Raw genomic sequence first — 14,789 nt, 5'->3', positions numbered from 1 at the left:
TCAATGCCAATATCGCAAATCCGGCCAGCCCCCCTAAGCATTCGCGTCCGGCGTCCGATAAGAGTAGCAACTCCGTGCGCCCGGTCCGGTTGCGCGGAGAACGCATCCGCACGGTTGTGCAGGGCATCGGGCGCAGGGACGCGGCCGGGGCTGACGCAACGGATGGGGGAAACACCGGGGGAGGACGCCGAGCCGCCCTTCCCGCTGACTTCAATAACCCAGGGAGGGGTTAATGAAGGGTTATGAAAACCGCCGCGGACTGTCCGCGGGCAAAATGGAGACCGAGCACGTGCTCGATGAATTCGACGAAGTGTGCTCCGGCCGCCACCGGGACACCGCCGAAGAGCGCGCCAGCAAGATCGCCCGGCTCAAGGCCGAAGTGAACTCCGGCCAATACAAGCCCGACGTCATGGACATCGCCAGGCTGCTGACCTCGGCAATGGACCCGACGCTCTAAATTTCAGCCGACCGGCTCGCGGGGCCGGGGCTGGGATAAACCCTGCCCCGGCCCCGCGCTTTTTTCCGTGAGTCCGGGAGGTTGACCGCCCCGGGATAATCTGATGAGTAAAGAACGTTCGTCAAAAAACGCCTCAAGCCTCCCGGAGGAACGACCATGGGCCCAGAAACCCGAATGGACTGGAACAAGCTGCTCGACACGACCCGCTACGGTTACAAAAGCGACAACAAGGGCAGCCGCAGCCCCTTTCAACGCGATGTCGACCGCATCCTGTTCAGCGACCACTTCCGGCGGCTGGCCCGCAAAACCCAGGTCCACCCCCTGAACGAGAACGACCATATCCACTCCCGGCTGACCCACAGCCTGGAAGTGGCCTCGGTGGGCAAAACCCTGGGCGAGCTGGCAGGCGCGTTCCTTGAGAAACGCGGAGAGCTGCCCGACGGGCTGGAGCCACGCGACGTGGGCGAGGCCGTGCAGGCCGCCTGTCTGGCCCACGACATCGGCAACCCGCCCTTCGGGCACAGCGGCGAGGAGGCCATCAAGGACTGGTTCAAGGGCAGAAAAGACGATTTCGGGAACCTCCCGGAAGAATGCCTATCGGACTTCACCCGATTCGACGGCAACGCCATGGCGGTGCGCGTGCTCCTGTCCACGGGCTTCCACCAGTCCGGCATAAGCCCCACCCATGCGGTCCTGGGCGCCCTGCTCAAATATCCGTGGTCATCCCTGGCCGCCGAAAAGGACAAGTTCAGCTATTTCCAGACCGAGGCCGACGCCATGGAAAAGGTGGCCGGCGCCCTCGGGCTCATTCCCCTGGACAACAGGTGGTCCCGGCCGCCCCTGGCCTACCTGACCGAGGCCGCCGACGACATCTGTTACCGCATTATCGACATCGAGGACGCCACGGAACTGGACATCCTGGACGACTGGTTCATGTTCGAATCCTTTGCGGAATACCTGGACCTCGCGACCGCTCCGGGAGAGCGGTACGACTGGGTGTGGAAGGCGCACTTCCGGCAGCGCAACAGCCTGTTGCGGGCCAAACTCATCTCCGCCGCGACCGATGAGGCAGCCGCCATTTTCCAGACGCACTACGACGACATCATGACCGGCAGCTTCGACAAGAAATCCAGCCTGATGGAAAAATCGGAAAACGGCATTTGCCGCCGCATCCACGACGTCTACGACAACATCTCGGGCAAGATATTCTTCTCGCGCCGGAAGGCCATCCTCGAACTGGGCGCCCAAAACGCCCTGGGCAGGCTCCTCGACCAGGCCATGGTCGACGTGGACGGATTCTGTGATCCTGAACTTTCACCCGCCAACAAGAAGATCAAGACCATCCTCGGCGACGAAATCATCGACGCCATTCCCAAGGACGACAAGCTCTGCCAGTACCGCGTCATGATGGCCATCGTGGACTATGTCTCCGGCATGACCGACCATTACGCCACGGAACTGTGCCGCAAACTGCTGGGGATGGGTTACTAGACTTCGGAGGCGGGAACGGCCGGCCCGGCGTCGATTGAGCCGACCGCTCCCCGTAAGGAGGTTCGCGCCCGGCCTGAAAGGGCGGGCGTGGTCAGGGTATGGAATCGACTATCGCCTCAAACCTAACACGCCCGCAGGCTGCGCGCCGTTATAATCTGCGCGGCCCCGGCTTTCCCTGAAGCACAAAAAACGGCCCCGGACATGTCCGGGGCCGTTTCATTATTCAGTCGTTTCGACGAGGCTACTTGCCGGAAGCCACGTACCAGCCGCTCGACTTGGTCAGCAGATCCTGGACGCGGCCCACCAGGGCGTGGGGGTCGGTCAGGTAGCCTTCCAGGAGCAGGGCCGATTCGAAGAGCTGGTTGGCGGCCTGCTCGATGAACGGGTCACTCTCGTCCCGCTCCATGATGGCGAGCATGTTGCGCACCAGCGGATGGTCCGGATTGACCTCCAGAATCTTCTTGGGAATGGAGGTGTCCTTGCTCATGACCCGCATGATCTTGTCCATGGACGAGGTCACGTTGCCGTCCGGGTTGGCCAGGCAGACCGGGGACTCGGACAGCCTCGTGGACGCCTTGACCTCGGTCACGGCGTCGCCGAGCGCCTCCTTCATGCGCGCGAGCAGCTTGTCCAGCTCGCTCTTCTGCTCGTCGGACAGCGGTTCGGGCTTGTCCTCCTTCTCCACCGACTCGAACTTGTCGAGCTTGGCCATGTCCGCGTGCTCGGCCGAGACCAGGGTGTATCCCTCGTACTCGCGCAGGGCGTCCATGACGAATTCGTCGATGGGCTCATAGAGGTACAGGACCTCCAGATGCTTGCGCCGGAACACTTCGAGGTGCGGGGAAAGGCTCAGGGCCTGGCGGCTCGGGCCGTAAGCGTAGTAGATTTCCTTCTGCTCCTCCTTGGCCCGGGAGATATAGTCGGCCAGCGAGGTCAGTGCCTTGTCGTCGTCCAGAGACGAGGAGTTGAAGCGGACCAGTCCGGCGAACTTGTCCTTGTTCAGGAAATCCATGTAGCCAGCCTTGAACAGCTCGCCGTGGGCGCGCCAGAACTCGGCATAGCGGTCGGCGTCGTCCTTGGCCATCTTGGTCAGATGATCGAGCACCTGCTTGACCAGGGTGGAGCTGATCTTGCGCATGAGCAGGTTGTCCTGCAGGGTCTCGCGCGAGATGTTCAACGGCAGGTCCTCGGTGTCGACCACGCCCTTGACGAAGCCCAGGTACTCGGGGAGCAGGTCCTTGTTCTGCTTCTCGATGAGCACCCGGCGCACATACAGGTCCAGGCCCCGGTTCTCGCGGCCCAGGCCGAACGGGTCGCCGCCGTCCTTGGGAATGAACATGAGGGCGTTGAACTGCACGGGCGCGTCAACCGAAGTATGCAAGGTGTCGAAGGGGTCCTCGGAGTCGAAAGTCAGAAACTTGTAGAACTCCGCGTACTGCTCCGACTTGATCTGGAACTTGGGCTCGCGCCACAGGGCCTGGATGGTGTTGACCCGCTCGTCGCCCACGTAAATGGGGAAATTGATGAAGTTGGAGTGCTTCTTGACGATCTGCTTGAGGTGCGCCTCATTGGTGAACTGCGAGGCTTCGTCATCCTTCAGTCGAAGGGTGATCTCGGTGCCGTGGGGACGGTCCTCGTCCAAGTCCTGCAACTTGTAGTCGGTGCGGCCGTCGGAGGTCCAGGACACGGCCTTGGCCTCGGAGTCGAACGACTTGGTGGTCACGGTGACCTCGTCGGCGACCATGTACACGGAATAGAAGCCCACGCCGAACCGGCCGATGAGCGAATCGAGCGATTCCTTGCCCTCTTCGGCCAGCCTGGCCAGCTCCGCCGTGCCCGAGTGGGCGATGGTGCCGATGTTCTGCATCAGCTCGTCGCGGGTCATGCCGATGCCCGTGTCGGTCACGGTCAGCGTCTTGGCGTCCGCGTCGCAGGAGATGCGAATCTCCGGGGCGAGTTCTTCGGCATTGCCCTCGGCCTGGGTCTTGAAACGGACCTTTTCCAGAGCGTCGGACGCGTTGGAGATCAACTCCCGAAGGAATATTTCCTTGTTGGTGTACAGCGAGTGCACAAGAATATCGAGGAGTTGGCTAATTTCAGCCTTGAATTTGTGGGTGGTTTTCCTGCCCATGAAAGAATACCTCCGGATGGAATGTAATGCACGCCCGCCGGATGCGTCGACTGCGCACCCGGCGGGACTTTATTCAGAGAGAGTGTGTTCGGGAATGGCATCCCGGGAACAGGGACTAAGTAGATACGGATTTTATCTTGTCAAGCAGGTATTTTTCCATTTCACGCCGATCCTTGCGCAAACGGACCATCTCCGCTTCCATGACCGCGAGCTTTTCCTTGAGCGCCCGGTTCTCGGCCCTCAGGGCCTCGGTCTCCTCCATGGTCACGGATATGCGCGAGGCGGCTTCCTCAAGCCCCCGGCGCATGTCGGAAACGTCGGGCGCGGTCCCGCCCCCGGATTCAAGCGCCGAGCGGATGCCCTCGCCAACGGACCTGGCGATCTCAAGCCCGATGGCCGAAGCCATGCCCATGACCTGCTCCATCCCCCCCGAGGCCGGAAGGGGCGGCTGCCCGCCGTCCGCCGACACGGGTACGGCGTCCGCCTGCAACGGGTAATCCCGGGCGAGCTGGTCCATGACGTCGCGGGCGGTGTGCCCTTCCTTCAGCAGTCGGGAGATGGCGGCGAAAATATCCACGGCTTCGGGCCGGAAACGCTTCTGGCGGCCGCGCCCCACACTGGGCAGATGCTGGGCAAACCTGTTCTTCCAGTAATGCACCGTGGATTCGGGCAGGTCGAGTTCACGGGCAATCTCGGCCACGGAAAGCACTTTCTTGCCAGTCATGTCACGCTCCCTTCGCGGATTGCGATCTTGGTCGTTCTCCATTGAAGTACCGGAAATCCCGTCTATCTACAAGGAATAGCATATCCCATCTAACTCATTTCACAAAGGTTTTTCACAACCGCAACAGACCGCAACCTGTTCCGGCTGATATTCTTGATTTTTTCTAGACTTTGCGGGCCGGCCATCGGTCTCCGGTTCCTGTTTGCACTCGACCAAGGAACCATTTATGGTGCGTGGCATCCTTGCGCAGCCCCAAAGGGAGACCCATGAAATCGCCGATCGCCTCCAAACCGCTATACACAGTCGTCCGCGTGATCCTCGGTCTGCTCTTCGTCTACGCCGGGACGCTCAAGCTCATGAACCCCGACGGATTCGCCGTGACCATCAACATCTACGGCCTGGTTTCCTGGCGCATGGCCGGGTTCCTGTCCTATGCCATCCCCATTGTGGAGGTTCTCTCCGGTCTCGCCCTCGTTTTCGACGTACGCGGGGCTTTGTCCCTCATTGTCGCACAGTTGTTGGTGTTCATGGGAATTCTGATCTACGCCCTACACATCGGGCTCGACGCGGACTGCGGCTGCTTCGGCACCCCAAAGAACACGGACAACGCGCCCTCCGGTCCCCTGATGGCCCTCATCCGGGACTGCTTCATGCTCGCCGCTTGCGGACTCCTCTATCTCCAACGCCGCGCGGCCGGATTCCGGCCCAGGCCGATCGGCCGACTTTTCACCAAAGCCCGCTAGATAACAGTCACCGGCAACTCCCCGAAAAGACAAGGCGTCCGGCCCAACGTGCCGGTTTAGCCCCAATCGCGCCGAGCCTCCAGCCCGAACGGGCAGCCTCGCTGCGCAGCCTGGGAGTCCCCGGCTAATCGTGTTGCCGCAATTCACGTCATGATGTAATAATACATATCCCCGTTCTAATTTTTTTCACCCCATACGGGAACCGGGAAGCGTTATCGGCAAGGCATGGCGAGAAACTGCGCTACGGGAAGCAACGGACAAGGCCCGACCGAAGCGATGGTGATTTCCCTAAACAGCGGGGCCGCGGTTGAAACGGGGTAGCATGGTAAAATCGACGATCAGGCTCTCACTCATCGCCCTGGCGGCGTCGGCCATCCTGGCGGGATGCGCATCGCTGCCCAAAGATTTTGAAAGACCGGTTTCCCACGCCCTGACCGACACCCAGGGCACCCCCCTGGGGAAGGCGTCCCAGGCGTTGACGGCGCAGCACATCGGGGAGTCCGGTCTTCTCCTTCTCTCAAACGGGATCGACGCCTTTGCCGCCCGGATTCTCCTCGCGGAGTCCGCGCAAAAGAGCATCGACGCTCAATATTACCTCCTCCACGACGACATGACGGGCCAGATATTCACCAACGCGCTCGTCAGGGCCAGCAGGCGAGGCGTCCGGATCCGCTTGCTGGTGGACGACCTGGACCTCTTCGGCAGGGACGCCGAAGCAGCGACTCTCAGCGCCCTTCCCAATTTCGAGGTCCGGCTGTTCCACCCGTTCGGACGGAACATCGGCAAGATGGCCCAGTTCATCACGCGCTTCGGCGACGTGACCCGAAGAATGCACAACAAATGCTTCATCGCCGACAACCAGTTTGCCATCCTCGGCGGGCGCAACATCGGCGACCAGTATTTCAACGCCGGGTCCGACGTGGCCTTTTACGACCTCGATGTTTTGTGTGTGGGAGACGTCGTCAAGGAAGTCTCCGTTTCCTTCGACGAATACTGGAACAGCGACCTGGCGTACCCGGCGGAGGTCCTCCTCAAAGACATGCCGACCCCGCAGGGGGCAACCGAGCGGGCGGACCGTCTCGAAGCGGTCGTCAACAGCGAAGAACGCCATCAAGCTTACCTCGCCAAGGTCCGCAACGCCAAAATCCTGCGAGTGGACACTCCCGCCGATCTCCCATTCGAATGGGGACAGGCAACGGCCGTGTACGACCGCCCCGAAAAACTCTCCAATGAACGGGAAAGGCGCGATCTCCATCTCATCTCAAGGCTCGGGCCGAATTTCGAAGCCCTGTCCAAGGAATTGTTCCTGGTGTCGCCCTACTTCGTCCCGGGTCGATCTGGCGTGAGATATTTGAAATCCTTGACCCAACAGGGTGTAAAGGTCCGTATTCTGACCAACTCCCTCGAATCGAACGACGTGCCCATTGTCCACGCCGGTTACTCCCGCTACCGGCTGGCGCTTCTCAAGGCAGGTGTCGAGTTATACGAACTCAAGCCTTCCCTCAAAGAACGTGAAAAACGCTCATCGCAAAAGCTATTCGGATCATCAAGCGCAAGCCTGCATTCAAAGACGTTCGTCCTTGATCGCGAAACGGTTTTCATAGGGTCCATGAACCTCGACCCGCGCTCCTCCATCGAAAACACGGAGATAGGTGTCGTGTTCCATTCCTCGGCCATGGCCGGGACCATCGTCGACGGGGTGGAATTGCAACTGGCCGAACACGCATACAAGGTGACGCTCGTAACCGACAAAAGCGGCCACGAACGATTGCGCTGGAGCACCCTCGAGAACGGAAAGGAAATCATATACAGCTCCGAACCGAACGCCTCGTTCTGGAAACGGTTCGGAACGGGATTTCTGAGCCTGCTCCCCATCGAATCGCAACTGTAGACGCCGGGCGCAAACGGGGCCGCGCCACAGCGACCCCGCTCTTTCCCCCTACTGCACAAGCTGCCAAGAGCCGTCGGGCTGGCGGTAGGCCTTGCCGTACACGGTCTGTGTGGAGCCGTCCGCCATGCGGGCGTTGATGGTCACGTCGCGCTCGACACGGCCGTCCGCGTACTCGCGGGGCGGCTCGGGAATGGCTTCATAACGGGTCCGGGTGTCGGGGTTGACCCACTCGGTGGCGTAGCCGGACGGCGTGGTTTCCAAGGTATCCGAAAGCCGCGCGCGGTCGGCCTTTTCCATCTCGTTGCCTACGATGTACCCGGCCAGCAGGCCGACGCCCGCGCCGATGGCCGCTCCGGACACCTTGTTCTTGAAAGTCAACGCGCCCAGCGTCGCCCCGGCCAACGTGCCGATTCCGGCGGCGTTCTGCGTCCGGGTGGTCTGGCAGCCCGCCAGCAGGGAAACCATCAACACCAGGGATATGGCGGTCTTCCAAATGGTTCTCTTCATGATTTCATCCTCCCTGAAGCCTCACGGCAAATTCGGGTTAAAGGCCGCTCGGCCTTGCTCTCAATCCCACAGGAGCATAGCTCGTGCCACTGATTGCAGATTGAATTTGTTGATTATTTTATGAGTCCGCAAAGACGTGCGCACGTTGTGTGCGCACAGGAACGCAAGAATCGTCCAAGAGGGAGGGGAGGGAAAGCGCCTGGCGGTGCGGGCTGCGGGTGTACTGTTTTTTTTGCGGGGAGAAGGAAGTAGCGCGAGAATAACACCGCGCTTCGCGTTCGACGGTGCATGTCATCCTTACGTTTTGTTTCGCCTTTACGGCGACTTCCTTTTTTTTGCTGGCGCAGAAAAAAGGAAGCAAAAACTGCGCTTTTTTGGCCCTGCGTGCTCCCGAAAGCAGTGGCCAAGAGCCTGTAGCGGCTTTCGCTGCCCGACAGGATGTCTGCCTTTGGCAGACGCAGTCGGCCCACGCTTCGCCGCTTCAGACAGGCTCTAGGCCCCGGCTTTCGAACGTCTCCCGCGCAAGCGAGGTTCTGCCTTCTGGCGCGAGAAGGCTTATTTGAGGTTCTTCGTTCTCGGAAAGAGCTTCCATAAACGAGACGAAAACCCTCGCAAAGACGAGTATGATGTAGCGCGAGAATATTAGCGCGCTTCGCGTTCGACGGCGCGCGTCATCCTTACGCTTTATTTCGCCTTTACGGCGACTTCCTTTTTTGCTGGCGCAGAAAAAAGGAAGCAAAAACTGCGCTTTTTGGCCCTGCGTACTCACGAAAGCAGTGGCCAAGAGCCTGTAGCGGCTTTCGCTGCCCGACAGGATGTCTGCCTCCGGCAGACGCAGTCGGCCTACGCTTCGCCGCTTCAGACAGGCTCTAGGCCCCGGCTTTCGAACGTCTCCCGCGCAAGCGAGGTTCTGCCTTCCAACGCGGGAAGGCTCATTTAGGTTCTTCGTTCTCAAAGGAACACCCATGAGCGAAACGAAGGCCCTCCCAAAGGCAAGCGTGATGTAGCGCGTGGATATTAGCGCGCTTCGCGTTCGACGGCGCGCGTCATCCTTACGCTTTATTTCGCCTTTACGGCGACTTCCTTTTTTGCTGGCGCAGAAAAAAGGAAGCAAAAACTGCGCTTTTTGGCCCTGCGTACTCACGAAAGCAGTGGCCAAGAGCCTGTAGCGGCTTTCGCTGCCCGACAGGATGTCTGCCTCCGGCAGACGCAGTCGGCCTACGCTTCGCCGCTTCAGACAGGCTCTAGGCCCCGGCTTTCGAACGTCTCCCGCGCAAGCGAGGTTCTGTCTTCCAACGCGGGAAGCCCTATTTCAGGCTCTTCGGTCTCCAATGAACGCCCAAAGGCGACCGCGCACCTTCAAAGGGACTACGAACTCCAGCCCTGGATCAGCGGCGTAGAAGCCGACCGCGAAGGGGCGGCGGCTCCTGTGACGATCAAGAAAGTGCGGGCGAGAGTGGGGAGCGGGCCACCAGAGAAGGACTTATACTTTTGATCGGGTGGAGCCGACCCGAGCGGATCGGATTCTTGCCGAAGATCCTGCGGGCGGCCAAGCTCGCGCAAGGCCCTTTTTTGGTTCTTTTTTGGGCAAGCAAAAAAGACCCGCTGCCCGCGCAGGGCATGGAAGCTGGGGAAGGCGAAGCCGACCCCACTGGCTCTCACAGCCTCAACAAGCTGGCGCACCGTCCGGCAAAAAGGCCCCTCTCCCGCAACCAAGCTCCTGCGGAGAATAACCCAACCCCAGCCCTGGATCAGCGGCGTAGAAGCCGACCGCGAAGGGACGGCGGCTCCTGTTACGAGTAAGGAAGGGCTGGTGAGAGTGGAGAGCGGCCCACCAGAGAAGGCCCTATACTTTTGATCGGGTGGAGCCGACCCGAGCGGATCGGATTCTTGCCGAAGATCCTGCGGGCGGCCAAGCTGGCGCAAGGCCCTTTTTTGGTTCTTTTTTGGGCAAGCAAAAAAGATCCGCCGCCCGCGCAGGGCATGGAAGCTGAGGAGGCAAAGCCTCCACACTGGCTCTCACAGCCTCAACAAGCTGGTGCACCATCCCGAAAAAAAATCCCCTCCCCCGCAACCAAACTCCTACAGAAAAAAACGTCCGAGGATTATCGCAACAAAAGCTGTTGCCCTTGGGAAAAACACCGCTTCCGCACGAGATTGGTGACGATCAACGACCCCATCGCGGTGGACGCCACCAGCATCAGCATGACCACGATCTGGTAGCGGATGGCGATGAGCGGGTCGGTGCCGGACAGAATCTGGCCGGTCATCATGCCGGGCAGGGAGACCAGCCCCACGGCCATGAGGGAATTGATGGACGGAATCATGCCCGCGCGCATGGCTCCGGCCAGGATTTCCCGCGACGCCTCGCGATAGTCCGCGCCGAGGGCGAGCTTCATTTCCACCTCGTTGCGGCGGTTTCTGAGGTCCGAGAAGAGCCGGTCCAGACAGATGGAAATGGCGGTCATGGAGTTGCCCACGATCATGCCTGCCAGGGGAATGAAATACTGGGGAGTCCACCACGGCTTCGCGCCCACGATCACCCCGGTGACGACCATGGAAACCAGGGAATAGGACACGAGCATGGACAGAAAGACGGGAACGGCGAAGGAAACGGTCCGCTCCTTGACCCGTCCCCGGATGGTGTGCACGGCGGCGGCCACCATGACAATGAACATGGACAGGACCAGCCAGGAGATGCGCACTTCGAAAACGAACTTGAGCACGTAGCCCATGAGAAAGAGTTGGGCGAACGTGCGCACCGTGCCCACGGCCAGGTCGCGGCCCAGCCCGAGCCGATGCACGAAGGAGGTCGCGCCCGCCAGAAGCACGAACCCAAGGCAAAGGGCGAGCTGCAACGGGCCTATCTCGATGATGTGCGGGGTCATGCCATCACCAGCCCCTGTTTTTCGATGTAGATGAAGCGGGTTACGCCCTCGGGAACGGTCTCGGAATGGGAGATCATCACCACGGTCACGCCGCTTTCGCAGAGTTCCCGGGCGCGGTCCAGCACGACTCCGGCCGAGTGGGCGTCCAGGGAGGCGGTGGGCTCATCCAGGAGGACCACCTCGGGCGAAAGCAACAGGGAACGGATAAGGCAGACCCGTTGGGCCTGGCCCACGGAGAGCTTGTCGGCCCGGGAGTCGAGAGTCACGCCCGAAAGCAGGAAATCCGAAAGCCGTCCGGCCATGTCCTCGTCGGAAGGCGGGGTCAGCGGCGCATTGGCCTTGAAGCCGAACGGCATCAGGAGATTCTCGCGCACCGTTCCGGGCAGCAGGGTCGGCAGTTGCTGCACGTAGGCCACGCTCCGACGCAGTTCGGCCGGGGGGATGTCCCGGATGGACGCTCCCTTGAAGGAAATGGTTCCGTCCTGCGCCTCCTCAAGGCGGCAGAGAAGCCGGAGCACGGTGGACTTGCCCGCTCCGGACGGGCCGCGCAGGAGATGATAGCCGCCGGTTTCAAGCACCAGGTCCGCGTCCTTGAGGATGGCCGGGCCGTCCGGATAGGCGAAAGAGACTCGGTCCAAAGCCAGGGGCATGTCTACCCTTTCCTCTTATCGAGAAATTCCAGAAACCGATTGGCCTCGTCCATGAGCGGGGCGATCTCCAGGGCCTTCATCAGATTGGCCCGGCATTCGGCCTCGTCGCCGCGCTCGAACTGGGCCCTGGCGATGTTGTAGCGGAGATTTTCGTCATCATCGGCGATCTCCAGCGCACGGGAGTAGTATTCCACCGCCTGATCCGTGAGCCCGGATTTGCGCAGGCTGATGCCGAACTCGTTGAACAGATGCTTGTGCTCGGGGGAGAAGGCCGCGTCCAGGGAGACCACGCGCTTGAAGATGTCGCCCGCCTTTTCGGCGTCGCCCCGCTGCATGTAGGTGAGGCCCAGGCCGAAGTTGGCCCGGATGTTTTGCTCGTCCAGCCCAAGGGCCGATTCGAATTCGAATTGCGCGGAATAGAGCGCGCCCCGGCCGCGCTGTTCCTCGGCCCGCGCGAGGGTGTCGCCGAGTTCGCGTATCCGGGGGTAAACCTCGGTCTGGTAGAACTCCAGCTCCGGGCTGAAGCGGGTGAGGAAGTCGGGCAGCGGGACGATGTCGCCGGAGCCGGACGGAACCTTGTTCGCATTCAGGGGCCGGACCAGAATCATGCGCACGCCGTCGTCGGCCGGGTCGGCCTCCTCGGCGTACCAGTAGGCCTTCCTGACGGCCTTGCGCCGGGTCGCCCCGGAACCCACGACGGTCTCGGACTTCGTGGAAAAAGCGCCGGAGATTTTCTCCACGCGGACATCGGATGGGATCGCGGCGCGCCCGGAACGCGAATCCTTGCGGGGTTGGTCCGGAAAATAAATGGATTCTGGGGTCACCTTGCTGCCTCGTGCTCTGTGTTTCGAAGCGAGGGGCGAAGATACACCCCGCCCGAACCGAAGGCAACCGCTCCCCTCCGGCCGGGAGACGATTTCGCCAAAAGGTGACAATCGGCCGTATATCCGCTAAAGGCAGGAGCGACGGACGTCCCCGGCGATCCGCCGAATCGGAAGAAACCTTGCGCCAGCACCTTGGCATCGAAAACGGAGAAAGAACATGACTACGATCGGGAAGAGGATTCGTGCCTATCGCGAAAAGCAGAATCTGAGCATCGAGGATCTGTCCAACAGAACCACCTTGTCCGAAAACTTCATCCGTGCCGTCGAAGAAGAGGAGATGTACCCCTCTCTACGGCCTCTGGTTAAGCTGGCTCGCGCGCTAGGAGTACGATTGGGAACCTTTCTGGACGATCAGGTTTCGAGCGATCCGTTGATTACCCGCCTGGACGAACGCGAACAGGAGATCATCATGCACCCGGACGGCAAGGAAGCCGGGCTGATCTTCCACTCCCTGGGCAAGGGCAAGACCGACCGCCACATGGAGCCGTTTTTCATCGAGCTCATGCCCGAGTCGGGCAAGGATGAAGCCATGTCCTCCCACGAGGGCGAGGAATTCATCGTGGTCCACTCCGGCAAGCTGCGGGTCCGCTACGGCCAGGAGGAGCAAATTCTCGAAACCGGCGACTCCATCTACTTCAACTCCATCGTGCCCCACAACGTGGCCTGCGGCGGAGAAGAGAAGGCCGAGATCTACGCCGTTCTCTATTTCCCGGAATAAGGGGGAACGAATGAAGGCGCTTCGCGAAATAACTCTCGGCAACCTCCTGAAGGAGACCGCCGACAAATATCCGGACACGGAAGCCGTGGTCTACGTGGACCGCGATTTCCGTCTGACCTATGCCGAATTCGACGAGCTGACCGACACCATCGCCAAAGGGCTGATGGGGCTCGGCGTGCAAAAAGGCGAGAAGGTGGCAGTGTGGGCCAACAACGTGCCCTACTGGGTGGCGTTGCAGTTCGCCACGGCCAAGATCGGGGCCATCCTGCTCACGGTCAACACCCACTACCGCTCCCATGAGCTGGAATACCTGCTCAAGCACTCCGAGACCGAAAACCTGTTCATCATCGGCCAGTACCGTGACCACGACTACCTGACCTCCACCTACGACCTGGTGCCGGAACTGCGCACCCAGGAAAGGGGGCATCTCCGGACCGAGAAGTTCCCGCACCTGAAGCGGGTCTTCTATCTGGGCCACGAGAAGCACCGGGGCATGTACTCCATCCCCGAGCTGCAGGCCATGGCCGCCATGGTCTCGGACGAGCAGTATGCCGAACGACAGGCCTCGCTCGATCCGCACGACGTGGTCAACATGCAGTACACCTCGGGCACCACCGGGTTCCCCAAGGGCGTGCAACTGACCCACTACAACATCGTCAACAACGGGTACTGGATCGGGGCGAACCAGAAGTTCGTGACCGGTGACCGGCTCTGCCTGACCGTACCCCTGTTCCACTGTTTCGGCTGCGTGCTCGGCGTCATGGCCGCGGTCAACCACGGCGTAACCATGGTCATCCTGGAGGATTTCGTGCCCCTGGACGTCATGGGTGCCATCGACCAGGAAAAATGCACCGCCGTGTACGGCGTGCCCACCATGTACATCGCCATCCTCGACCATCCGCTGTTCGAGCGTTTCGACTACTCGTCGCTGCGCACCGGGATAATGGCCGGCTCGCCCTGTCCGGTTGAGGTCATGAAGCGGGTCATCGCCAAGATGAACATGCGCGAGATCACCATCTGCTACGGATTGACCGAGGGCAGCCCGGTCATGAGCCAAACCGTAGTCGGCGACAGCCTCAAGCACATGACCGAGACCGTGGGCCGGGCCATGCCCGAGATCGAAGTCCGCGTGGTGGACCCCGAGTCCAACGAGGAGTGTGCTCCCGGTGTGACCGGCGAGGTCTGCTGCCGGGGCTACAACGTCATGAAGGGCTACTACAACAACGAAAAGGCCACCAGGGACGCCATCGACAAGGACGGCTGGCTCCACTCGGGCGACCTCGGCGTCATGGACGAGGACGGCTACCTGTCCATCACCGGCCGTCTCAAGGACATGATTATCCGGGGCGGCGAGAACATCTACCCGCGCGAGATCGAGGAGTTCCTCTACCTGATGGACGGCGTGCTCGACGTGCAGGTGGCGGGCGTCCCCAGCGAGAGGCTCGGCGAGGAGGTCGGCGCGTTCGTCATCCGCAAGGATGACGCGGACCTGGAGGTCGAAGACGTCATCGACTTCTGCCGGGGCAAGATTTCCCGGTACAAGATTCCGAAATACGTGACCTTCGTGGACGCCTACCCCATGACGGCGTCGGGCAAGATCCAGAAATACAAACTTCGCGAAATGGCCACGGATTTGTGGCCCGACGCGTAGACATATAGAGCATATTGCCGGGGGGCGCCTCCATCGGGAGGGTCCCCCGGAATT

12 protein-coding genes are annotated in these 14,789 nt (G+C 61.0%); 6 read left to right on the top strand and 6 right to left on the bottom strand.

Features of this window, described 5'->3' with window-relative positions; genetic code table 11:
* Window positions 1–232: 232 nt before the first annotated feature.
* Entirely contained in the window at window positions 233–457 is a 225-nt protein-coding gene (locus LF599_RS02045; RefSeq protein ID WP_269941015.1) for a flagellar biosynthesis anti-sigma factor FlgM, read from the top strand.
* A 156-nt stretch (window positions 458–613) separates the two neighbouring features.
* A complete protein-coding gene (gene dgt, locus LF599_RS02040) occupies window positions 614–1,948 on the top strand; it encodes a dGTP triphosphohydrolase (RefSeq protein ID WP_279522110.1) in 1,335 nt (444 codons plus the stop codon).
* 241 nt (window positions 1,949–2,189) lie between these two features.
* Here the strand turns inward: dgt and htpG are convergent, their stop codons facing one another.
* Together htpG and LF599_RS02030 are read right to left on the bottom strand one after the other, a co-directional pair.
* Window positions 2,190–4,079, bottom strand: coding sequence for a molecular chaperone HtpG (gene htpG, locus LF599_RS02035; protein ID WP_269941012.1), 1,890 nt, complete (start codon window positions 4,077–4,079; stop codon window positions 2,190–2,192).
* Window positions 4,080–4,194: 115 nt separating this feature from the next.
* On the bottom strand, window positions 4,195–4,803 hold the full coding sequence (locus LF599_RS02030) for a MerR family transcriptional regulator (protein WP_279522109.1): 609 nt from the start codon (window positions 4,801–4,803) through the stop codon (window positions 4,195–4,197).
* Between the two features lie 266 nt (window positions 4,804–5,069).
* Here LF599_RS02030 and LF599_RS02025 point away from each other — a divergent pair, with 266 nt between their 5' ends.
* Both LF599_RS02025 and LF599_RS02020 read left to right on the top strand, forming a co-directional pair.
* Complete coding sequence (locus LF599_RS02025; protein ID WP_269941011.1) at window positions 5,070–5,546, top strand: DoxX family protein; 477 nt, start codon at window positions 5,070–5,072, stop codon at window positions 5,544–5,546.
* Window positions 5,547–5,868: 322 nt separating this feature from the next.
* On the top strand, window positions 5,869–7,437 hold the full coding sequence (locus LF599_RS02020) for a phospholipase D family protein (protein WP_279522108.1): 1,569 nt from the start codon (window positions 5,869–5,871) through the stop codon (window positions 7,435–7,437).
* 48 nt (window positions 7,438–7,485) lie between these two features.
* On the opposite strand, the gene LF599_RS02015 is transcribed toward LF599_RS02020, so the two are convergent.
* From LF599_RS02015 to LF599_RS02000, 4 genes are all read right to left on the bottom strand, one after another.
* Complete coding sequence (locus tag LF599_RS02015) at window positions 7,486–7,944, bottom strand: glycine zipper domain-containing protein (RefSeq protein WP_279522107.1); 459 nt, start codon at window positions 7,942–7,944, stop codon at window positions 7,486–7,488.
* 2,105 nt (window positions 7,945–10,049) lie between these two features.
* A complete protein-coding gene (locus LF599_RS02010; RefSeq protein WP_279522106.1) occupies window positions 10,050–10,832 on the bottom strand; it encodes an ABC transporter permease in 783 nt (260 codons plus the stop codon).
* Window positions 10,829–11,482 carry an ABC transporter ATP-binding protein gene (locus LF599_RS02005; protein WP_279522105.1) on the bottom strand — a complete coding sequence of 218 codons (654 nt, stop codon included), beginning with the start codon at window positions 11,480–11,482 and terminating at the stop codon, window positions 10,829–10,831. Before LF599_RS02005 ends, LF599_RS02010 begins: the two co-directional genes overlap by 4 nt.
* A 2-nt stretch (window positions 11,483–11,484) precedes the next feature.
* Window positions 11,485–12,222, bottom strand: coding sequence for a tetratricopeptide repeat protein (locus LF599_RS02000; RefSeq protein ID WP_319023428.1), 738 nt, complete (start codon window positions 12,220–12,222; stop codon window positions 11,485–11,487).
* Window positions 12,223–12,523: 301 nt separating this feature from the next.
* Here LF599_RS02000 and LF599_RS01995 point away from each other — a divergent pair, with 301 nt between their 5' ends.
* Both LF599_RS01995 and LF599_RS01990 read left to right on the top strand, forming a co-directional pair.
* The gene (locus LF599_RS01995) at window positions 12,524–13,084 is read left to right on the top strand and encodes a helix-turn-helix domain-containing protein (RefSeq protein ID WP_279522104.1); all 561 of its coding nucleotides are present in this window, start codon (window positions 12,524–12,526) and stop codon (window positions 13,082–13,084) included.
* 10 nt (window positions 13,085–13,094) lie between these two features.
* Entirely contained in the window at window positions 13,095–14,735 is a 1,641-nt protein-coding gene (locus tag LF599_RS01990) for an AMP-binding protein (protein WP_279522103.1), read from the top strand.
* Window positions 14,736–14,789 lie beyond the last annotated feature (54 nt).

Origin of the sequence: Pseudodesulfovibrio thermohalotolerans, assembly GCF_021353295.2 — a bacterium.
Classification (GTDB): domain Bacteria; phylum Desulfobacterota; class Desulfovibrionia; order Desulfovibrionales; family Desulfovibrionaceae; genus Pseudodesulfovibrio; species Pseudodesulfovibrio thermohalotolerans.
Note: the sequence above shows the minus strand (reverse complement) of the source record. Positions and strands in the feature narration are given on the sequence as shown.

What these genes read in the sequence shown, in the direction of transcription:
- LF599_RS02045 (WP_269941015.1), top strand. Translation starts at nt 233, where the DNA reads ATGAAGGGTTATGAAAACCGCCGCGGACTGTCCGCGGGCAAAATGGAG.
- dgt (WP_279522110.1), top strand. Translation starts at nt 614, where the DNA reads ATGGGCCCAGAAACCCGAATGGACTGGAACAAGCTGCTCGACACGACC.
- htpG (WP_269941012.1), bottom strand. Translation starts at nt 4,079, where the DNA reads ATGGGCAGGAAAACCACCCACAAATTCAAGGCTGAAATTAGCCAACTC.
- LF599_RS02030 (WP_279522109.1), bottom strand. Translation starts at nt 4,803, where the DNA reads ATGACTGGCAAGAAAGTGCTTTCCGTGGCCGAGATTGCCCGTGAACTC.
- LF599_RS02025 (WP_269941011.1), top strand. Translation starts at nt 5,070, where the DNA reads ATGAAATCGCCGATCGCCTCCAAACCGCTATACACAGTCGTCCGCGTG.
- LF599_RS02020 (WP_279522108.1), top strand. Translation starts at nt 5,869, where the DNA reads ATGGTAAAATCGACGATCAGGCTCTCACTCATCGCCCTGGCGGCGTCG.
- LF599_RS02015 (WP_279522107.1), bottom strand. Translation starts at nt 7,944, where the DNA reads ATGAAGAGAACCATTTGGAAGACCGCCATATCCCTGGTGTTGATGGTT.
- LF599_RS02010 (WP_279522106.1), bottom strand. Translation starts at nt 10,832, where the DNA reads ATGACCCCGCACATCATCGAGATAGGCCCGTTGCAGCTCGCCCTTTGC.
- LF599_RS02005 (WP_279522105.1), bottom strand. Translation starts at nt 11,482, where the DNA reads ATGCCCCTGGCTTTGGACCGAGTCTCTTTCGCCTATCCGGACGGCCCG.
- LF599_RS01995 (WP_279522104.1), top strand. Translation starts at nt 12,524, where the DNA reads ATGACTACGATCGGGAAGAGGATTCGTGCCTATCGCGAAAAGCAGAAT.
- LF599_RS01990 (WP_279522103.1), top strand. Translation starts at nt 13,095, where the DNA reads ATGAAGGCGCTTCGCGAAATAACTCTCGGCAACCTCCTGAAGGAGACC.